A 19,260-nucleotide genomic window follows, 5' to 3' on the forward strand; every position below is an offset into this window, starting at 1 on the left:
TTTATAATTGTATTATTCCAGAAAGAAGAATCTGGATAAGTTTACAGAGGAGGACGTGGTGTGTGGATAACAGATATTGTTTACAGAGAATAAGTGATGGTGATTGGAGCTCCATAGTAGGAAAGGAGGAGGTTAAATGACATTTACGCTTGATAAATTAATAGAATCCATAGCTGAGGTTTTGAAAGAACATTTTCCCAATACTCAGGTATCTGTTAATCAGGATCAACAGGAGTCAGAAGCTTCTGAATTCTGTATTTTTTATACAGATGTTGAAATAGAAAGCCGTATTGGTAGTCGTCTTATGAAAAAGATTGGCTTTGATGTGGTTTATAAGGCTGAAAAAAACAGTGGAGATACATTTGATCTGCGTCCGTCTGTTGCGGATAAGCTGGATTTCATACTTGAATTTATTCCTTATGAAGCTGCTAAATTACGAACCTACAACCGGAGCTTTAAGATTGTAAATGGAGAGCTGCACTATGAGTTTACTGTTAAAGTCACTATGTCTTATCAAAACGACACACCAATGATAGAATCCCTGGAATCTTATAGAGGAGGTGTAAATCAGAATGGCTTCAAATAAAAAAGGAACAGTAAAGTATAAAACAGAAGCTCTCATCAGCAGTAAGGAATTTGATTCATATCAACAGGATTTTGCCAGGGCATTACTGCCTGAAGAGGAGTATACCGTGGAAGAAGCAAAAGAAATTTTAAATAGATTTTTCAACGATAAGATGGAGGAAAAATAAATGGCCGGAGGAAATTGGAGCAGTCAGAATAAAAAACAGCCTGGTGTATACATAAATGTTAAATCAAATATGGAGCAGGCTGTCAGTGTGGGAAATAGAGGGATTGTAGCAATCTGTGAACCGTTGTCCTGGGGACCAGAGGGTGAGATTATGACCATTCATGCGGGGGATGATTTAACGCCGTATATTGGATACGATTCCATTCATAGCAAGGCTCTGTTTTTAAGAGAGATTTTTAAAGGATCAGATCATACCAAGGGACCAGTAAAAGTCTTACTTTATCGTCCCAATACGACCGGTGCCACAAAGGCATCTGCAGCTTTAGAGCCGCTTACAATTACAGCAAAATATAGCGGTATTAGAGGAAATGATATTTCTGTTTCTGTTATTGCTGATCCAGATGATGAAGGTAATTTTACCGTTCAGACGGTTGTTGATGGAATGGTGAAACATTCCCAGACAGGAAAGGTGGTTGCAGATTTAAAGGGAAATGACTGGGTTGTATTTGCCGGAACTGGTAAATTAGCAGCCAGTGCGGGGAAATATCTTGCAGGAGGTACCGATGGAACTGTGAGCAATGCTTCTCATTCTGCTTTTCTTACCGCTTTGGAACCACTTAGTTTTAACATTGTAATTTATGATGGCTCCGATAGCACGGTACAGGCCGCGTATGTAGCTTTCATAAAACGTATGAGAGACAATCTTGGTAAAAAATGTCAGGCTGTTATGGCAGGTGCAGAAAGCAATACAGATGCCGTTATTTCAGTAAAGAATGGCGTGATTTTGTCTGATGGAACTATTCTTTCTCCACAGCAGGTAACCTGGTGGGTTGGTGGATCCCAGGCTGGTGCGAATTATAGTGAATCCCTGGTATATGCACAGTATCCGGATGCAGTAAATGTTTCACCTCGCTTGAGTACACAAGAAATTGATGAAGCTCTTAACAAAGGGCAGATTGTATTTTTTGAAGAGTTTGGCAGTGTAAAGGTGATGTCAGACATAAATACTTTGACCACATTCACTTCAGACAAGGGAGAGGCATTTTGTCTGAATCAGGTTATCCGAACACTGGATACCGTATCAAACGATATTTACAAGAATTTCTCACAGAATTACATTGGTAAAATTCAGAATAATGCTTCAGGCAGAGACCTTCTTAAGGCATGGATCGTAGGATATTTAAATGAGATTCAGGCAAATGGAGGAATTCAGAACTTTGTTGCAGATGATGTGGTTGTAGGGGCAGGCGAGGCAATCAATGCCGTTGTAATTACACTTGCAATTCAACCGGTGGCAGCTGTTGAAAAAATTTATATCACAGCAACCCTTACAGATTAAAAGGAGGTAGAGTATGTCATTTTTATTAGAGCGTGATGCGTTAAACGGAAAGGCTGGTCGTGCTTTTGCCGTGATTGATGGCCGTAACGTAGAAATGTTTGGCTTAAAGAAATTCCAGGCGGATGCAGAATTTCAGGAATCAGATTTTAAGGTGGTAGGTACCAATCTTGTACAGAAAAAAACTTCTGGTGTGTCCCTTACCGGATCAGCAACTGTTTATTACGGAACACCGGAATTCTTAAATATGTTAAAGACTTATTTAAAGACAGGAAAGCTTCCGTACTTCACATTCCAGATCACAAATGAAGACGAAGGAAGCACCATTGGGTCTCAGACAGTAGCTTTATATAACGTGAAGCTGCAGAAGCTTCCAATTGCTATTCTGGACGCGGATACAGAATTTTTAACCATGGATATTACATTTAGTTTCACAAATGTTGAAATCCTTAACGCATTTACAGCCCCGACTCAGTTGGGAGAATAGGAGAGATTATGAGTGCATTAAAAGCATTTTTACAGCCAGTCATGGCAGGTGTAACCAAGGAAGTCGTTGTATCCAATCGTTTTAAAGATGAGGAAGGAAACGCAGTTCCATTTGTGATTAAAGCAATTACTCAGAAAGAAAATGAGAAACTGGCACGTATGAGCAGAAAAACAGTTAATGTCAATGGTTCACCTGTTGAGAAGCTGGATAACCTGCTGTATACAAAGAGACTCGTTCTTGCATGTGTTCAGGAACCAGATTTCAGCGCACAGGAAATGTGCAACTATTATGGAACAGAAGATCCTTTGGATGTGCCATCTCAGATGCTGAGTATCGGAGAGTATAATCGTCTGTCAGAAGCGATTCTGGAATTAAACGGAATGAAGGATGCGGAAGATAAGCTGGAAGAAGCAAAAAACTCTTAAACGGGGGAGACATGGACGTGCAGCTTGCTTACTATATGTTAGTTAACCACGGCCGCTTCCCCGGGGAGATTGCGGATCTTCCAGAAAAAGAAAAGATACTTATGTATCAGATGGCAGTCAAAGAAATTAAAAGTCGGCCCCAAAAGTAAGGAGGAACCATGGGAGAGATAAAAGAAAGCTTAGCAGTAAGTGATCAATTCAGCGAGTCTTTTTCCAAGTTCCTTGAGCTTGGGAATGCCGCTGTTAATCAGATGAAGCGTGTTGATCATGCAGTTGTGAAAACAGAGATGACCATGCGTCGGTCCATTGGAGGAGCGACTGGTGCTGTTATTGCAAATATAAGACAAATTGGAGAAACGTCCAACAAGTTCCTTGATCTTGGTAACTCTGCGGTAAAGCAGATGAAACGGATTGATCAAACCATGACCAAAACGGATATGACCATGCGCAAATCGATTGGAGGAGCGACTGGTGCAGTCATTGGAAATATGAGAGAAATTGGACAAGCCTCTAACAAAATCTCATCTTCTGGGTTTGATCGTATGGAAGCGCAGCTGATTAAAATTGCAGACAATACCTCAAAAGCAGCAACTGCCCAGGACAAACATAATAATAAGGTGAAAGAAACCAGTAAATCAGCAGTAGGCCTCTTTTCAACCTTGAAAAAAGTGGTGTCTGTAGCTTCTAACTTTAAGATGGGAAAAGAATTATTTAGCTTATCCGATCAAATGACACGTTCCACCGCCCGATTAAGTGTTATGAATCAAGGGTTTAATCCCCCCTCGATTGATGCAGGTGGTCAAGGAAATGATAATACAAATAGCAGTTTACAGGAAACAGAGCAGCTACAGGAAAAAATCTACCGGTCTGCACAAAGATCCAGAACCAGCTATCTTGATACGGCTGATGTTGTAGCCAAGCTGGGCCAAACTGCGGGAAACGCTTTTTCAGGAAGTGACGAGGTGGTTGCCGTTGCAGAAAACATAAGTAAACAGTTTAAGATGGCAGGAGCCAGTCAGGAGGAAATTGGTTCCGCTACCGAACAGCTTGGCCAGGCTATGGCAAAAGGCGTCATAAGTGGAGAAGAATTAAACACTGTTTTTAAAGGTGCTCCTAATGCGATACAGGCAATTGCAGATTATCTTGGTAAGCCGGTAGAAGAAATCAGTGGATTGGCGGATAAAGGTGTTATCACAGCTGACGTTGTAAAAAATGCCTTGTTAAGTGCTACGGATCAGATTAATGACCAGTTTAAAAACATGCCTATGACTTGGTCGGATTCCTGGAATCTGATTAAGAATGCTGGCATTCACTCTTTAGACGGTGTCCTGGATAAAATGAGTGAGTTCTTAAACAGTGATACCGGTAAGACGGTGATAGAGGGAATTATAGGTGCTGTTGAAATTCTTGGTGATGTTGCTTCCGGCGCTGTTGATGTATTGGTTGCTGGAGCCAATGCGATTGTTGAAAATTGGGACTATATATATCCGATCTTATTAGGGGTCGGCTTGGCTTTGGCTGCAGCAGGGACGATCGGATTAGTGTCTGGCTTATTAACTGCATCAGGTTGGCTTGCGGCAGCAATGCCATTTATCCTCGTAGGACTGCTGATAGGAGCAGCAATTATGGGAATATTGCAAGCTGGTGTCACATTTGAGCAGATAGGAGAAAAAATTGGCTATGTGTTCGGCTTCATCTATGCCGTTGGATATAACATGGTTGCAGACTTGTGGAATTTAATCGCAATCTTTGCAGAATTTTTTGCCAATGTAATGAATGATCCGGCTTCCGCCATTGCTCATCTTTTATTTGGATTATTTGATTCTATATTAAGTCAGATAGAAACCGTAGCAGATGCCATTGATGCTGTGTTTAAAACAAACATGGCTGATGGTGTAAAAGGCTTTAGGGAGAAGTTAAGTGAATGGGTCGATGACAAGTTTGGGGAACAAGCTATAACGATAGAACGCATGACTAAATTGGATACTGGGGATACCGCAGATGAATGGAGCAAATATGGTGCTTCTCTTGGAAACAAAATAGATAACACAAACTTTAGTCTTGATAGCCTAATGGATAAAATGCCTTCTGCTGGCGCTGGCGGTCTGCTTGGAGGAGCTGGTGCTATAACGGGTGATATTGGCAATGTTGGCAAAGTTGGTAAGGTAGATAAGATTGAGCAGGATGTCAATATTTCTGATGAAAATATTAAACTCCTTAGAGATTTATCAGAACGCCAATACGTGGCTTTGGTAAACCTGACGGTTCCACAGACCAATGCGACTGTAAATCAAAACAATTACGGTGGAGGCGGCTCTGATATTGATGCTATGGTTAATGTGTTAAATAATGTGTTGGGAGTCCAGCACGCATCAAGCAGTAATGTTGTTACAGGATAGGAGGTATCATGCGAAATAAGTATAAATTTTTTGCAGATATCGGTGGCGATACAATTGAATTTCCAGTTAACCCGAAAGAATATACAATTTCTTATCCAGCGGATCATAAGACGTACGATATTTTAGATATTGGGGAAATTGTTGTTCCCAGGCTGCCCTCCTTAATGGAGGTGTCCTGGGAATCCTATTTCCCTGGTGATAGCGATGATCCACTTATGTGCGGGCACGACTGGACCGAACCAGGTGATCTCGTGGAGGCAATACTGGATGCCCGGGATAACAAGGAAGTATGTGATATTGTAATCAGCCGGTACGATGCAAGGGGAAGCCGCATGTATGATACAAACATCAGTGCGGTAATTGACAGCTTTGAGACAACAGAAAAAGGTGGGGAAGCTGGAGATATCTATTATAAAATCAAGTTTAAAGAATATCGGAACTACGCGCCAATCAGGATAACACTTCCTCCGGCAGAACAACCGGCAAATGGTACTACTCAACCAGAAGATCAGGAACGTTCTACATCTGCTGTTCCAGAACTTAGAGTAGGTGCTTCCGTTATTGCAAATGGTACATATTTTAGCAGCAGTTATGGAGATAAACCAACTGGAACCGCCAACAATTTGGCGACTACCGTTTCGAGAATCGTTCCTGATGCTTCCAGGGCCTATCCCATATTAATAGGCGGCAGTCGTGGCTGGGTGAAAGCAGATCAATTGCAGGTGACAGGATGAGCTACAAACTTTTAATTTATAATGACGAGTCATATTCCTTGTACGATTATGCCCCCATTACACAGAAGGTAACTTATACCACAAACAGAGGTGGAAGTGCAGGCAAGCTTACATTTACGTTTCTTCAGGATAAGCCAATTAATCTGACAGAGGGTGCTAAAGTACTATTTTATGTTGATGGAAAAGAAATTTTTCTGGGATTCGTTTTTATTATAGAACAGAGTCGCTCTGGCGAGGTTTCAGTCACCGCCTATGACCAGCTCCGTTATTTAAAAGCGAAATCCAGTTATAGTTTCAACAATAAAAAGCTGGGAGAAATAATAAGTCAGATTGCAGGCGATATGCAGCTTCAAGTAGGAGAAATAGAAGATACCGGACAAGGGATCCCCTATCTGACAAAGGAAAATACAGAGTGCCTGGATATTATTGAATACGCTCTCATGGTAACTCAGAACAGTACTGGCAAAACATTTGTCTTTTATGATGATTTTGGTAAGCTGTCTCTAAAAGAGGCTAAGAATATGATGTCTGATGTATTAATTGGCAATGGCAGCATCATTACAGACTATTCTTATAAGTCTGATATAGATTCAGACACTTATAATCAGGTAAAGCTGGTCCGGTCCAATAAAGAGACGGGCCAGGGAGATACCTATATATTCAATGACCATTCAACAATTAAAAAATGGGGACTCCTGCAGAAGTATGACAAAGTAGATGATAATCTTAACGAAGCACAAATCAATGAGCAGGGAAATATGATGATGGCGTATTATGACCGAGTGCTAAAAACGTTATCCGTGAGTGGTTTAGGGGGAGTACCAGGGCTCAGAGCAGGAGCAATGGCAAAGTTTAAAATAAAGGAAATACCAGAACTCTCCAATGGATATTATTTGCTTCTGGATAAAGTGAATCATACTTTTTCAGACGGAGAGCATACCATGAGCGTCGATGCAAAAATCATCAATAAGGAGGGCCAATGGAACTCATAGAGCGACTTAAGTATATTATTAGTGATACTGTAAAAGCCATGGATCTTTTGGATACTGGTTACGCTACAGTCGTATCAGCAGCTCCATTAACATTAAAAATTCAGGCGACTCAATTGATAGTGACGGAGCCAGTGGCTGTTCTAACCGATAATTTAAAATACAGAGATATCAATATACAGGGAGAGAAGATTGTGTTAAACCCAGGCGTTAAACCAGGAGACAAGGTTCTGGTATTGAAAGCCAATGCCGGACAGAATTATATCGTAATGTCGAAAGTGTAGGTGATACGATGGCAACATTACCAAAATCAGCTAGTGCAGTTATTTATGAAAATGAGAACAGGGAGTACCCTACCGAAACTTATCTGGTGGATAAAAGTACCGGTACAATTAAAAAAGTAGGCGGTGGATTGGAAGCCATGAAACAGGCTATAGAAATCATTCTAGCTACGGAAAGATATCAAAACCAGATCTATACGTCGAATTTTGGCAGGGAATTAAAAAGGCTAATTGGTAAGCCCCCGGAATATGTAGCAAGTATGATAAAAAGACGTATTCAAGAGGCTTTTTCTTCTGATAAACGAATTCTTTCAGTGAACGATTTTTTATTTGATACCTCAGACCAAGGGACATTAAAATGCACATTTGAGGTTAAAACCGTATATGGAAATATCCCCGGGGAGGTGGAAATTTGATTGATTTTAGTAACAAAACATACGCGAATATATTGGCATCACAGTTAAAAAGGGTACCAGATACCATTGATAAAAGGGAAGGCTCCATGATCCAGACGGCGCTTGGACCGGAAAGCTGGCATCTGGAAGGGTTATATCTTGACTTGGATTCTGTGCAGAAAAATGCTTATGCGGAAACGGCTGGAGGCAATTGGCTTAATATGCTGGTAGCAGAGCGTGGAATAGAAAGAAAAGCAGCTACTAAGGCAGTTAAAAAAGGTTATTTTAATATAGATGTGCCAATTGGCTCCCGATTTTCAGCTCTTACAGGGAGTGGATATTTAACATATAAGGTGTCGGATTTTATTGACCATTCTGAGAATGGATATAGTTATCGAATGGAATGCGAATCTCCAGGTGAGATTGGTAATAATTATTCTGGTCAGTTGGTTGCCATTGATTATGTGACTGGTCTTACATCTGCACAGCTTACAGAGCTTCTTTCAGCCGGAACAGAGGAAGAAGGAGATTCTTCCCTGAGAGAGCGGTATTTAGCTACCTTTGACGTTGCCACGTTTGGAGGAAACATTGCTTCCTACCGAAATGCAATTCTTGCGATTGATGGAGTTGGAGCCGTTCAAATCTACCCGGCCTGGCAGGGAGGAGGAACTGTGTTGTGCAGTATTCTTGACGGAAATTATAAGCCGGCGGGGAATACTCTTATTACTAAGGTACAAAATGCGATTTGCCCTCTGGAAGGAGATGATTTAGAACCATCCCCCAATGGTTATGGAATGGCCCCTATTGGAGCAGCCGTTACCATTGGAACTGGTAAAGAACTGAAGCTTGATTTTTCTCTCACCGTTCAATTTTTATCCAGTATTCAAAACGGAGAGACAGCCTATAAAAACCAGATTATGGACAAGATAGAAGAATACTTAGAATCTGTTCGGCAATCCTGGGGTACCGTGCTGAAAAGTCAAAAGCTAGAGTATGCAGTGATAGTCTATGTGTCCAGGGTGATATACGCAATTCTAACTATTCCTGAAGTTGTCAATGTGACGGATGTAACTATTAATGGAATCGCATCTGATGTAGTGTGCGTAGAGACTTCTACTGAGCAGCAGGTGCCAGTTTTGGGGGCGGTGACAATCAATGGCGGTTGATCTAAAAATGCTGCTACCGGAGTGGTTTAAAAATATTCTGGAATTCAACCAGCTCTTGGATACAGAAGAGGTGGAGCTGGAAGCAGTGGAAGACAGTATTCGGTCTGTTCGAGATAATTGCTTTATACAGACGGCTGATGAGAATACGATTCTTCTTTACGAGAAGCGCTTTGGAATTTCTTATCAGGGAGAAACGTTAGAATACAGAAGAAGTAGAATCCTGCAAAGATATAATACGGTAGTTCCATTTACAATCGGATTTCTTAAAAATCGTTTGTCAGAACTTTTTGGAGCAGATGGGTATGTTTTGTCAGTGAATAGCAAAACTTATTTGCTGACAATTAAGGTTACATCTGATCGGTACGGTGCATTGAATCTCCTTTATGACCTGCTGTGGGATATAATTCCGGCCCATATTAAGATCCTGGCAAGCCAGGAAGTGAAAAAGGATATGAAAGGCGGTTATTACATAGGGACTACGGTGAGCAGCACGAAAATAACAACAATTTAAGGAGGTAAAATGGGACAGTATAACAAAGCGATTATAACGGCAGCAGGAGAAAATTTGATTGCCAGAGCGGTTGCAGGAGAACTGAAATTAAACATAACCAAAGCAAAAATTTCGAATCATAGGTATCCAGATGGGACTGACTATAAAGCGCTAACTGATATGGATGGGGTTAAGCAGATTTTAGAATATCCTGAAACGAAAGTATTAGATAATAATATGATTCAGACGAGAGTGCTTTTTAGCAATGAAGAAATTCAGGTTGCTTATTACATACAAAATATTGGTCTATATGCTAAAGATGGTGAAGAAGAGATTCTATTTTGTATTGTAACTGCAGTGATACCGGATGAAATGCCTAAGTATAATGGTGTGGCTTCTACTTCGTATATCTATAATATTCAGAATGTAGTACAGGATGCGGCTGAAATTAATATTGAAGTTGTCCCTTCTGGGACGGCTACGATTCAGGATGTGATGGAAAGGGTGGATGCCACGGGTGGAGATATTTCAGAGACTGTGATTGAAACACTGGAGATGATTGATGCAAAGTATCCGGTTCCGGAGGTTGGGGATTCAACAAAGGTTTTTATGGGGAAAGTTAAAAAGTATATTAAGGATACGAAGCCACTTAATAATGATATGTTTGTGTACGTAGATAATAATGGTTCTGATATCACTGGTGATGGTACAAGCTCTAATCCTTATAAGACGATAAAAAGCGCGTTAAATAATATTCCAAAGGATTTAGGCGGTCATAGTGCAACTGTCAGGATAGCCGATGGTACCTATAATGAGGCTGTTAATATATCTAATTTTCATAGTGGAATGCTTCATATTACACGCGCTAATAATTGGGAATCTTTAAATATCTCGTGTAATATAGATACTATTACCTGTATAAGTTCAACTGCTAGAATAATAATAGCAGGAATCAATTTTACACAAACAAGTAATCATTCTTTCATAGGAATTGATTGTTCCAATCTAGTATTATGGTATTGCCAAGCATTAGGTGACAGTCAGTATGCTGGCTTTCATTTTGAATCTTGTAATGCTAGAATAGATGCCTGCAGGGTAAATAATAAAAAGTGGGGTGTAATTGCAAGTTACTTTTGTAGAATACACTCTGCAAGTTGGTATATTGGGTCAGCTGCTACAGATAATGGAATTGCATCACTCAGTGGTTCTACTGTTACCCTAATGGGAAATCAGCCTACCGGGGCATGGCAATTTTATTCAGAATATGGTGGGGTGTTTTTACAGCAAAATGGCACTCAAATATCTAATCTAACTATTTCTGGTTTATATTGTCCATGGGGAAATATTAATAGTGGGTATTATAGAAATGGAAATATTAATGGACCCTCCCAAATTAATATTCAGACAAATATTACAACTACAGTAACTTTGAATGCAAATAAACCATATTTAATTGCCGGTTACCCACTGAGGCGAGATCAATTTGATACGGTAGTCCACACTGCCATACCGTCCAGAACACTTTTATGTTTTCTTAGAAATACTAGCACATATAGTGAGATTTACTTCACGTCGTTAGTTGATTTACCTGCAGGCTCAAATTTACTATTTAGTGGAACATACACAACAAATTCATGAGATAAATTTTAGTAAAATTAAAATATAATAAATAAAAGACCGACTATTGTCTGTTTCAAATAGTGGGTCTTTTAATATATTAATAGTTATTTTTCATAAATGGTATCAAACATTACTGTTTATCTTTCTTGACCGAATCAATCAAGTCATTCGCCTTCTCAGCAATACTTTCCTTAATATCTTCACCGATTCTGGCAGCTTTTTTCTTAGTTTCTTCCGCCTTCTCCCTGGCCTCGCCAGCAAGTTTCTGCAGTTTTCCATCCAATTCCAGCTGTTCAGATTCTATGGATTTACCGATATTTTCCTTCACGCTGCCCACTGCTTTATCTATTTTACCTTTTACTGAATTGTTCATAAATAACGCCTCCTTATTTATAAATTTATTCTCAAGTTTACAAACATATATTTTTAAACTTAGATGTCTTACCAATAAAGACACCCAGTCATTTTTCCTTTAAAGACTTTTACCAGCTATTGTTTTTATTTTCGGATTTTATTAACAATAAACAATAAAACACAAGAACCTATAAAGGCTACTAAAAGACTCCAAAGATTAAATCCGGTAACGCCAGCTCCTCCTAGCAGATTCATAATAAATCCACCCAGAAAGCCACCGATGATACCGACGCATATATTTGCGAATGCGCCCATCTTTTTATCATTTCCTGTCACCATGCTTGCAAGCCAGCCTGCTAAAGCACCTATAATAATCCAGCCGATAATTCCCATTGAATCACCTCGTTTCTTAATTGATTAATTAACTAATTTATAGCATGATTTGGTAAAAAGTGTCAATAAACTCAAAATAAAAATTTATAAATTCTGTGTTATGAGAAGCGAAACTTATTATAAATTGAAATCAGTTCGTTTGTATTATTCCCTTTGTCAATGAAATTGATTCTATGAATTACGATCAAAAAAAATATGAATAAGCCAGTTGACTCATTTTAAAACCAGCTTTTTTTAATTAAAATTCCAGGTGAAAAGCTACACGATAATGGGAATGATTAATAGTAACCGTATCATTTTGTGCATATATTGGCTAATCAATGATATGGATTTTAATCTGGTTCATTCTATAATAGTTTATATAGAAATATTAGGAGGTAGAAACCATGATCGTCCCCAAACACTATGAAAATCTGCATCTGCTCCATGAAAACACCATGCCAAACAGAGCTTACTATATCCCGGCTTCCATGGCACGCTTTGATCTAGTCGAGCAGAGAGAAAATTCCGACCGCTTCCAGCTTTTAAACGATACCTGGAAATTCAAATATTTTGATAGTATTTATGATGTAAAAGAAGAGTTTTTCCTTGAAGACTATAATACCGAAAGCTTTGGAGAAATCCCGGTTCCAGGCTGCTTTCAAAATTACGGCTATGATAAGCACCAGTATACCAACACCAGATACCCATTCCCCATGGACCCACCCTATGTACCGGCAGAAAATCCTTGCGGTGCTTACGTCCATCATTTTGTATATGAAAGAGATGCCAATGCTCCGAAAGCATTTTTAAATTTTGAAGGCGTGGATTCCTGCTTCTACGTCTGGTTAAATGGCAGCTATGTAGGATACAGCCAGGTTTCCCATGGAACCAGTGAATTTGATGTAACAGGACTGATCCGGGAGGGGGATAATACACTTTCCGTTCTTGTTTTAAAATGGTGTGATGGAAGCTATCTGGAAGATCAGGATAAATTCCGTATGACCGGAATTTTCCGTGATGTATATTTATTAAAGCGCCCAGAGGAAGGCATCTTTGATTACTTCTTAAAAACAGCCTGTAAAGATGGAAAGGCCCACATCACCGGAGAGGTGACCTTTACTGGAAATGAGGTTCCTGTAAAAATTACAGTACTTGATAAAAGCGGAAATGTAATATCTGGTATGGAAGGGTATTTAGATGGTGGAAAACTGGATCTTACCATAGAAGAACCAGTTCTTTGGAATGCGGAGAACCCTTATTTATATACCATTATTTTAGAGACCCAAAATGAGGTCATTGTAGACCGGTTGGGAATCAGAGAAATTTCTATCAAAAATGGAGTAATCTATTTTAATGGCCAGAATATTAAATTCCACGGGGTTAACCGCCACGACAGCGATCCGGTGACAGGCTTTGCCATCAGCCTTTCCCAGATGAAAAAAGATATGAAGGTAATGAAAGAGCATAATGTCAATGCCATCCGTACCAGCCATTATCCCAATGCCCCACAGTTTTATCAGCTTTGTGATGAATACGGCTTTTACGTCATTGATGAGGCGGATAATGAAAGCCATGGAACGGCCTATGTATACATGAAAAACCGCGCCACAGAAGTTTGGAGAGACCGCTGGAACCGGGCCATTTCTGATAATCCAGAGTTTACTAAAGCAACGGTAGACCGTGCCCAGCTTTTGGTAGAGCGGGATAAGAACCGTACTTCTGTTGTCATCTGGTCCATGGGAAATGAATGCGCTTATGGCTGCACCTTTGAGGCTGCTCTTAAATGGACGAAGGAATTTGACCCCACAAGACTGACCCACTATGAAGGCGCTCGTTACCGGGTTCTGAGTAAAGAATATGATTTCTCCAACCTTGATTTATACAGCCGTATGTATCCAAGCCTGGAGGAGATACATGAATTTGTAGAACGAAAATCTGGAAAGCCGTTTATTCTCTGTGAATACAGCCATGCCATGGGCAATGGACCTGGGGATCTGGAAGATTATTTTCAGGTATTTGAACAGCACGATGAGGTGTGTGGGGGATTTGTGTGGGAATGGTGTGACCATGCCATTTACCAGGGAAGAAATACCGATGGAAAGCCCATGTATCTCTATGGAGGTGATCATGGAGAATATCCTCATGACGGTAATTTCTGTATGGATGGACTGGTGTACCCAGACCGCAGGCCCCATACAGGACTTAAGGAATTTAAGAACGTGTACCGTCCATTAAGAATGGTATCTTTTGACCAGAAGACAAAGGAATTAGTGCTCCATAACTATATGGATTTCTTAAGTCTTAAGGATTATGTACGCCTTTCTTATGAGGTCACCTGTGATGGAATTGTCATTGATACAGGAGTACTTTCTGATGAAGCAGTGGAAGATATCCTTCCTCATGAAGAAGGTAAGCTAGTGATGCCTGTTGCTGTACCAGAAGCTGGCAAATGTTATTTAAAGATAAATTACCTGCTAAGAAATGAATCTGCATTCTTAAAATCAGGAAGTATGTTAGGCTTTGATGAAATTCTTCTGGAAAATAAAGATGGAAGAAATAGGACGGCAGCAGGACTCTTAGAAAATCCGTCAGAAACTGCAGATTTAAAAAATGATTTTAAATTAGAAGAAGATGACCGTTATCTGATGGTATCGGGTATGAATTTTTCCTATACCTATCATAAATTTACCGGTTGCTTTAAAGATATGTTTTTTGAAAATGGAAGTCTTTTAGACCGCCCCATGGAAATAAATATCTGGAGAGCACCGACGGATAATGACAGTGACATAAAAAAAGCCTGGATGGAAGCACATTATCATAAGGCCATATCAAGAGCTTATGAAACTGCTGTTGAGGTCAAGAATGACAGGGTGGAAATTAAAACCGTAATGTCAATCACTGCGGCACCAGTGCAGAGAATGATGAATATCAATGCTCTGTGGACGATCTGGCAAACAGGAGCCGTTGATGTGAAGCTGGACGTTAAAAAAGACGGGGAGTTCCCTGAGCTTCCAAGATTTGGCCTTCGCCTTTTCCTTCCAAAAGAAATGGATCAGGTAACCTATTACGGAATGGGTCCATTTGAAAATTATGCGGATAAAAAGAGAGCCAGCTATCACGGGCTGTTCCGTAATCATGTGACGGAAATGCATGAAGATTATCTGCGTCCACAGGAGAATGGAAGCAGAGGAGACTGTGATTATGTGACAGTATCAGGTGGCAGGAACCATTTGTCAGCTGTATCCTTACAGCCATTTTCTTTTAATACCTCCATCTATACTCAGGAGGAGCTGACGAATAAAGCTCATAACTTTGAGCTGGTTCCGTCAGGCAGTACAGTCCTTTGTCTGGATTATCGTCAAAACGGCATTGGCTCTGAAAGCTGTGGACCAGATTTAAGAAAAGAGTATATATTTGAAGAAGAAGAATTTACATTTGAAATAAGGCTGGTTCCAGAAAAGAATGAAACCATAAAATAAGTTGAAATATAAAATATAGCAATGAGTGCTGATAAGTCAGAACCATTGCTATATTTTTATATTTGAGTATGATAGGATGTTCGTAAACTTCTAAAGTCATGAAAAGGTGATGCGATGAAAATACGTAAGGAATATACATGTCCATTGGAATTGACCCATGATATTATAAGGGGAAAATGGAAGCCGATTATTTTATGGACGCTTGGGAAAGAGCCGTTATCCTTAGCCCGTCTTCAGCGAGAGATAAATGGAATTACTCAGAAAATGCTTTTAGAACAGATCAGTGAACTGCTTCCTTTTGGATTAATTACAAAAGAGACTTTTGAAGGTTATCCATTAAAAGTTCAGTATTCTCTCACCGACCGGGGAAGGAAGCTGCTTGAGGCGATTACAATTATGCAGGCAATTGGGTCCGATCTTTTAACGGAAGAAGACATGGGAAATATTCCATAGGAAGAGGTTTACAGAGCTTTCGATACCCACAAAAAAGTGGGTAATTTACAAATTTCTATTCCAGTTTTATCATTGATGATATAAGGAGGACAGGAATATGAGAGATGTTGAAAAAACCATTGGAAACTTCATTGAAAAGCGCAATGTTTCATTTATCAGTTCTATAGATGAACAAGGATTTCCTAACACAAAGGCAATGCTTCCACCCAGAAAGATGGAAGGAATCAAAACATTTTATTTTACTACCAATACCTCGTCTATGCGGGTATCCCAATACAGAGAATGTCCAAATGCCTGCATCTACTTCTGTGATACCAGATTTTACCGTGGAGTGATGTTAAGAGGTACTGTAGAGGTATTAGAGGATGAGGAAAGCAAGAAGATGATCTGGAAAGATGGGGATACCATGTATTATCCTCAGGGCGTGACAGACCCGGATTATTGTGTCCTTAAATTTACTGCAAAAGATGGCAGATATTATAGCAACTTTCATTCAGAGTCTTTTGAAGTGTAATGGCGGTAGATAAAAACAGCAAGGAATCTAAATAAACCAGATTTCTTGCTGTTTTTCATTTTGTTTCATGATGGTGTAAGGGATATCCGTTAAGGCTGCCTTAAGTATCCTTAAACCCATGCCAGATAGGGCCGTTGCCATTACCAAGCTCCAGCCCAGCCATTAAAGCCCCGGTTAAATATTCCTTGGCAAGTAATATACTTTCTTCCAGACCTTTTTTCATAGCAAGACCGCAGGCAATGGCAGAAGATAAGGTGCACCCGGTTCCATGGGTGTTTGAAGTCTCTATCCGTTTTCCATGAAACCAGGTAATGATTCCATTCTGGCACAGCACATCATTGGCCTCCATACTGCTGTGACCCCCTTTTAATAGAAAGGCAGTTTTGTATTTTTTACATAATTCCATTGCAGCCTCTTCCATGTCGTTTTTGGATAGGAGAGGCTTTTTTGTGGATAAGAGTACCTGCGCTTCCGGAATATTGGGGGTAACCAAAGCAGCAAGGGGAAAGAGTTTATCTGTTAAATCCTTAAGGCCATTCTGTTCAAACAAAGTTCCTCCGCTGGTCGATACCATAACTGGATCTAAGACAACAGGAATCATAGGAAACTTCGATAGCTTTTCCGTTATCACTTTAATAGAAGCAGAGGAGCCAGCCATACCGATTTTAATTGCCTGAGGAGTTATGTCAGACAGAACTGCTTCCAACTGATCGGTGAGCATGAGTATACTCACGTCTTCTACCTGATAGACTCTGGTTGTATTCTGTGCGGTCAGTGCAGTGATAACACTGGAGCCGTAAAGACCCAGGGCAGCAATGGTTTTTAAGTCAGCCTGGATTCCAGCGCCTCCGCTGGGATCAGAGCCGGCGATGGTTAAAACTGAGGGAAGGGTAAAACTCATAATGCCACCACCTTCCGGGCTTCTTCCTTTAAAGAACGGACTGTATCAGAAATATTTGCTTGCCCAAAGATGCCAGAGACCACAGAGATTCCGGCAATCCCAGTTCCCTGTAATTTGGTTACGTTTTTAAGGGTGATACCACCTATGGCAGTAACCGGAAGTGGGGTGGCGGAGCAGATGGCAGAAAGCTGTTCCCTAGTCATAGGAAGGGCATCTGCTTTTGTGGGACTTGGAAATACGGCCCCTGCCCCGATATAGTCCGCCCCGTCTTCATAGGCCTTTCTGGCCTGCTCTGGTGTTTTTGCAGTCACTCCCAGAATTTTATTGGGACCGATCCTTTTTCGGACTTCACTGGCAGACATATCGTCCTGCCCTACATGTACTCCGTCGGCTTCGCAAGCAAGAGCAATATCCATATCGTCGTTTATAAGTAAGGGAATGCCATAGTGACGGGTCAGGGCTCGAACTGCTTTTGCTTCCTTTAAAAACTCCTCTTTGTCCATATCCTTTTCCCGAAGCTGGAGCAGAGTGATACCAGAACTTAAAGCCTCCTCAACTTGCTCCAGTAAAGTTTTCTCCCCCCGATAGGCCTGATCGGTGACGGCATATAGAAGTAGCATATCTTTATGGAAGTTCAATTCTAAGTCCTCCTTTTTTTAGAGAATGGGAGGATAGATTGATTTCATCCATAAAATAACGGTGAAAGCTTCCGCTACCTCCTCCACACTCCTTTGTTTTTTTGTCAGCGTTTTCTCCGCATAAGCCGTAGATTGCTGTGGCGATAGTCATTGCCTCAAAAACTTTAGCGGAAGAAGCGGCATAAGCAGCAAGAAAACCATCCAGCATACAGCCACTCCCTGTGATTTGGGACATCTCCGGGCAGCCATTTTTCACCAGCCGGATCTGATCGTGATATGCGATAATATCCGTGGCTCCTGTCATGACGACTACAGCTGATGTAATATGGCTTAAGAGATTGGCTGCTTCTATAAAGGAAGATACATTATCTTCTGTGATCTGATCTTCCCCTGAGGCGTCCACCCCCCTGGGGAGGTGAGAAGTATTATTTGAAGATTCATTTATAAGCTGCCTTGTTACACTGGATAAAAGGGTCTTGATTTCAGAAGCATTCCCACGGACTACGGTTGGTACCACCTTCTTTACCAGCTCCTGAATCAGTTCTGTTCGAAAGGGAGTGCTTCCAATGCCAACCGGGTCAAGAATCACGGGAATACCCAAACGATTTGCTTCCATACCAGCCGCTATCATGACGTCCAGAGTAGATTCTCTAGGAGTTCCGATATTTAAAAGAAGGCAGTCAGAGAGCCTGGTCATTTCCTTAACCTCTGCCGGGTGATCTGCCATAATGGGAGAGCCGCCGCAGGCTAGAACAACATTGGCTACGTCCTTGGCTGTGACATAGTTTGTAATGCAATGGATCAAAGGGTGTTTTTCCCGTACTGTCTGAGGCAGAGCAGTATAGTCTTCCAGATTCATTTTCATTTTAATATCCTCTTCCTTTCTATTCCTTGATCAGCCGGTTAAGATGAGAAACCAGGCCAAGACGGCGGAAAATTTCGAATAAGGCAGCTGCCATCAGCGTCCCGCACACCGTGCTCAATAAAAATGGAACGACAAAAAAGAAGACAGCTATATCCTTACCCATAAAAAAGACAGCCAGGGGATAGGAAACCAGTGCGCCAATGATGCCCGTTCCTCCAATTTCGCCAAGACAGGAAAAGAGAAGCTTGCCTGTTTTTTGAAACAGGAGAGCGGAAAGAAAAGCACCTATCATACTGCCTGGGAATGCCAGCAGGCTTCCGGTACCAATTAAATTGCGAATCAGGGAAGTGCAAAACGCGGTCAAAACCCCATAAAATGGGCCAAGGAATATTCCGGCCATAACATTGACCAGATGTTGAATGGGAAAGCATCTGGAGGCACCGATGGGGATAGAAAAGCCGGAGAGCGCCACGGTAACAGCAGCCAGCATACCACTTAGTGCCAATTTTTTTATTCTGGACCTTTGGTTTATGTAAGAGCCTTTTCGTATCACTGCTTTTGTATTTTGATTCATGATAATTCCTCCATTTCCGATTGTTTAGAAAAAA

The 19,260-nt window shown here is 40.8% G+C and carries 23 protein-coding genes; 17 read left to right on the top strand and 6 right to left on the bottom strand.

The annotated features are described in order from the left end of the window. The first annotated feature begins 136 nt into the window (after positions 1–136). From OW255_RS03770 to OW255_RS03835, 14 genes are read left to right on the top strand one after another with little or no spacing between them, the layout of a single operon-like run. Positions 137–586, top strand: coding sequence for a phage tail terminator family protein (locus tag OW255_RS03770; RefSeq protein WP_024837232.1), 450 nt, complete (start codon positions 137–139; stop codon positions 584–586). After that, positions 573–752, top strand: coding sequence for a hypothetical protein (locus OW255_RS03775; protein ID WP_024837231.1), 180 nt, complete (start codon positions 573–575; stop codon positions 750–752). The genes OW255_RS03770 and OW255_RS03775 overlap by 14 nt, the downstream gene beginning before the upstream one ends. Then, the gene (locus OW255_RS03780; RefSeq protein ID WP_024837230.1) at positions 753–2,090 is read left to right on the top strand and encodes a phage tail sheath family protein; all 1,338 of its coding nucleotides are present in this window, start codon (positions 753–755) and stop codon (positions 2,088–2,090) included. 13 nt (positions 2,091–2,103) lie between these two features. Beyond that, entirely contained in the window at positions 2,104–2,574 is a 471-nt protein-coding gene (locus OW255_RS03785) for a phage tail tube protein (protein ID WP_024837229.1), read from the top strand. Between the two features lie 8 nt (positions 2,575–2,582). After that, complete coding sequence (locus OW255_RS03790) at positions 2,583–2,999, top strand: phage tail assembly chaperone (RefSeq protein ID WP_024837228.1); 417 nt, start codon at positions 2,583–2,585, stop codon at positions 2,997–2,999. An 11-nt stretch (positions 3,000–3,010) separates the two neighbouring features. Beyond that, on the top strand, positions 3,011–3,148 hold the full coding sequence (locus tag OW255_RS03795) for a hypothetical protein (RefSeq protein WP_155857760.1): 138 nt from the start codon (positions 3,011–3,013) through the stop codon (positions 3,146–3,148). Between the two features lie 9 nt (positions 3,149–3,157). After that, a complete protein-coding gene (locus OW255_RS03800) occupies positions 3,158–5,398 on the top strand; it encodes a tape measure protein (RefSeq protein WP_268115671.1) in 2,241 nt (746 codons plus the stop codon). 8 nt (positions 5,399–5,406) lie between these two features. Further along, positions 5,407–6,132: a hypothetical protein gene (locus OW255_RS03805; RefSeq protein ID WP_268115672.1), complete on the top strand. Its 726-nt coding sequence runs from the start codon at positions 5,407–5,409 to the stop codon at positions 6,130–6,132. Next, on the top strand, positions 6,129–7,124 hold the full coding sequence (locus tag OW255_RS03810; RefSeq protein ID WP_268115673.1) for an XkdQ/YqbQ family protein: 996 nt from the start codon (positions 6,129–6,131) through the stop codon (positions 7,122–7,124). Before OW255_RS03805 ends, OW255_RS03810 begins: the two co-directional genes overlap by 4 nt. Continuing rightward, complete coding sequence (locus OW255_RS03815; protein ID WP_268115674.1) at positions 7,112–7,405, top strand: DUF2577 family protein; 294 nt, start codon at positions 7,112–7,114, stop codon at positions 7,403–7,405. The genes OW255_RS03810 and OW255_RS03815 overlap by 13 nt, the downstream gene beginning before the upstream one ends. An 8-nt stretch (positions 7,406–7,413) precedes the next feature. Continuing rightward, a complete protein-coding gene (locus OW255_RS03820; RefSeq protein WP_268115675.1) occupies positions 7,414–7,818 on the top strand; it encodes a DUF2634 domain-containing protein in 405 nt (134 codons plus the stop codon). After that, the gene (locus tag OW255_RS03825) at positions 7,815–8,963 is read left to right on the top strand and encodes a baseplate J/gp47 family protein (protein ID WP_268115676.1); all 1,149 of its coding nucleotides are present in this window, start codon (positions 7,815–7,817) and stop codon (positions 8,961–8,963) included. Before OW255_RS03820 ends, OW255_RS03825 begins: the two co-directional genes overlap by 4 nt. Further along, a complete protein-coding gene (locus OW255_RS03830) occupies positions 8,953–9,474 on the top strand; it encodes a putative phage tail protein (protein ID WP_268115677.1) in 522 nt (173 codons plus the stop codon). The genes OW255_RS03825 and OW255_RS03830 overlap by 11 nt, the downstream gene beginning before the upstream one ends. A gap of 9 nt (positions 9,475–9,483) precedes the next feature. After that, positions 9,484–11,091 carry a hypothetical protein gene (locus OW255_RS03835; protein WP_268115678.1) on the top strand — a complete coding sequence of 536 codons (1,608 nt, stop codon included), beginning with the start codon at positions 9,484–9,486 and terminating at the stop codon, positions 11,089–11,091. A 112-nt stretch (positions 11,092–11,203) separates the two neighbouring features. Here the strand turns inward: OW255_RS03835 and OW255_RS03840 are convergent, their stop codons facing one another. After that, entirely contained in the window at positions 11,204–11,446 is a 243-nt protein-coding gene (locus OW255_RS03840; RefSeq protein ID WP_024837219.1) for a CsbD family protein, read from the bottom strand. A 125-nt stretch (positions 11,447–11,571) separates the two neighbouring features. Further along, entirely contained in the window at positions 11,572–11,820 is a 249-nt protein-coding gene (locus OW255_RS03845; RefSeq protein ID WP_024837218.1) for a GlsB/YeaQ/YmgE family stress response membrane protein, read from the bottom strand. Positions 11,821–12,206: 386 nt separating this feature from the next. On the opposite strand from OW255_RS03845, the gene OW255_RS03850 reads away from it, so the two are divergent. The 3 genes from OW255_RS03850 to OW255_RS03860 all read left to right on the top strand — a co-directional run bounded on the left by OW255_RS03850 (position 12,207) and on the right by OW255_RS03860 (position 16,248). Continuing rightward, on the top strand, positions 12,207–15,281 hold the full coding sequence (locus OW255_RS03850; protein WP_268115679.1) for a glycoside hydrolase family 2 TIM barrel-domain containing protein: 3,075 nt from the start codon (positions 12,207–12,209) through the stop codon (positions 15,279–15,281). Between the two features lie 114 nt (positions 15,282–15,395). Next, positions 15,396–15,734: a winged helix-turn-helix transcriptional regulator gene (locus OW255_RS03855; RefSeq protein ID WP_035317678.1), complete on the top strand. Its 339-nt coding sequence runs from the start codon at positions 15,396–15,398 to the stop codon at positions 15,732–15,734. A 97-nt stretch (positions 15,735–15,831) separates the two neighbouring features. Next, the gene (locus OW255_RS03860; RefSeq protein ID WP_268115680.1) at positions 15,832–16,248 is read left to right on the top strand and encodes a pyridoxamine 5'-phosphate oxidase family protein; all 417 of its coding nucleotides are present in this window, start codon (positions 15,832–15,834) and stop codon (positions 16,246–16,248) included. A 100-nt stretch (positions 16,249–16,348) separates the two neighbouring features. On the opposite strand, the gene thiD is transcribed toward OW255_RS03860, so the two are convergent. From thiD to thiW, 4 genes are read right to left on the bottom strand one after another with little or no spacing between them, the layout of a single operon-like run. Beyond that, complete coding sequence (gene thiD, locus OW255_RS03865) at positions 16,349–17,149, bottom strand: bifunctional hydroxymethylpyrimidine kinase/phosphomethylpyrimidine kinase (RefSeq protein WP_268115681.1); 801 nt, start codon at positions 17,147–17,149, stop codon at positions 16,349–16,351. Beyond that, positions 17,146–17,787 (bottom strand): thiamine phosphate synthase, encoded by a 642-nt coding sequence (gene thiE / locus OW255_RS03870; RefSeq protein ID WP_268115682.1) that lies wholly within the window; start codon positions 17,785–17,787, stop codon positions 17,146–17,148. Before thiE ends, thiD begins: the two co-directional genes overlap by 4 nt. Beyond that, entirely contained in the window at positions 17,774–18,652 is an 879-nt protein-coding gene (gene thiM / locus OW255_RS03875; RefSeq protein WP_268115683.1) for a hydroxyethylthiazole kinase, read from the bottom strand. The genes thiE and thiM overlap by 14 nt, the downstream gene beginning before the upstream one ends. Positions 18,653–18,671: 19 nt before the next feature. Further along, on the bottom strand, positions 18,672–19,226 hold the full coding sequence (gene thiW / locus OW255_RS03880; RefSeq protein WP_268115684.1) for an energy coupling factor transporter S component ThiW: 555 nt from the start codon (positions 19,224–19,226) through the stop codon (positions 18,672–18,674). Positions 19,227–19,260 lie beyond the last annotated feature (34 nt).

Origin of the sequence: Lacrimispora xylanolytica (assembly GCF_026723765.1) — a bacterium.
In the GTDB taxonomy this organism is placed as follows: domain Bacteria; phylum Bacillota; class Clostridia; order Lachnospirales; family Lachnospiraceae; genus Lacrimispora; species Lacrimispora xylanolytica.

Excerpts from the sequence above, each read along its gene's own strand:
- OW255_RS03770 (WP_024837232.1), top strand. The coding sequence starts at position 137 with ATGACATTTACGCTTGATAAATTAATAGAATCCATAGCTGAGGTTTTG.
- OW255_RS03775 (WP_024837231.1), top strand. The coding sequence starts at position 573 with ATGGCTTCAAATAAAAAAGGAACAGTAAAGTATAAAACAGAAGCTCTC.
- OW255_RS03780 (WP_024837230.1), top strand. The coding sequence starts at position 753 with ATGGCCGGAGGAAATTGGAGCAGTCAGAATAAAAAACAGCCTGGTGTA.
- OW255_RS03785 (WP_024837229.1), top strand. The coding sequence starts at position 2,104 with ATGTCATTTTTATTAGAGCGTGATGCGTTAAACGGAAAGGCTGGTCGT.
- OW255_RS03790 (WP_024837228.1), top strand. The coding sequence starts at position 2,583 with ATGAGTGCATTAAAAGCATTTTTACAGCCAGTCATGGCAGGTGTAACC.
- OW255_RS03795 (WP_155857760.1), top strand. The coding sequence starts at position 3,011 with ATGGACGTGCAGCTTGCTTACTATATGTTAGTTAACCACGGCCGCTTC.
- OW255_RS03800 (WP_268115671.1), top strand. The coding sequence starts at position 3,158 with ATGGGAGAGATAAAAGAAAGCTTAGCAGTAAGTGATCAATTCAGCGAG.
- OW255_RS03805 (WP_268115672.1), top strand. The coding sequence starts at position 5,407 with ATGCGAAATAAGTATAAATTTTTTGCAGATATCGGTGGCGATACAATT.
- OW255_RS03810 (WP_268115673.1), top strand. The coding sequence starts at position 6,129 with ATGAGCTACAAACTTTTAATTTATAATGACGAGTCATATTCCTTGTAC.
- OW255_RS03815 (WP_268115674.1), top strand. The coding sequence starts at position 7,112 with ATGGAACTCATAGAGCGACTTAAGTATATTATTAGTGATACTGTAAAA.
- OW255_RS03820 (WP_268115675.1), top strand. The coding sequence starts at position 7,414 with ATGGCAACATTACCAAAATCAGCTAGTGCAGTTATTTATGAAAATGAG.
- OW255_RS03830 (WP_268115677.1), top strand. The coding sequence starts at position 8,953 with ATGGCGGTTGATCTAAAAATGCTGCTACCGGAGTGGTTTAAAAATATT.
- OW255_RS03835 (WP_268115678.1), top strand. The coding sequence starts at position 9,484 with ATGGGACAGTATAACAAAGCGATTATAACGGCAGCAGGAGAAAATTTG.
- OW255_RS03840 (WP_024837219.1), bottom strand. The coding sequence starts at position 11,446 with ATGAACAATTCAGTAAAAGGTAAAATAGATAAAGCAGTGGGCAGCGTG.
- OW255_RS03845 (WP_024837218.1), bottom strand. The coding sequence starts at position 11,820 with ATGGGAATTATCGGCTGGATTATTATAGGTGCTTTAGCAGGCTGGCTT.
- OW255_RS03850 (WP_268115679.1), top strand. The coding sequence starts at position 12,207 with ATGATCGTCCCCAAACACTATGAAAATCTGCATCTGCTCCATGAAAAC.
- OW255_RS03855 (WP_035317678.1), top strand. The coding sequence starts at position 15,396 with ATGAAAATACGTAAGGAATATACATGTCCATTGGAATTGACCCATGAT.
- OW255_RS03860 (WP_268115680.1), top strand. The coding sequence starts at position 15,832 with ATGAGAGATGTTGAAAAAACCATTGGAAACTTCATTGAAAAGCGCAAT.
- thiD (WP_268115681.1), bottom strand. The coding sequence starts at position 17,149 with ATGAGTTTTACCCTTCCCTCAGTTTTAACCATCGCCGGCTCTGATCCC.
- thiM (WP_268115683.1), bottom strand. The coding sequence starts at position 18,652 with ATGAAAATGAATCTGGAAGACTATACTGCTCTGCCTCAGACAGTACGG.
- thiW (WP_268115684.1), bottom strand. The coding sequence starts at position 19,226 with ATGAATCAAAATACAAAAGCAGTGATACGAAAAGGCTCTTACATAAAC.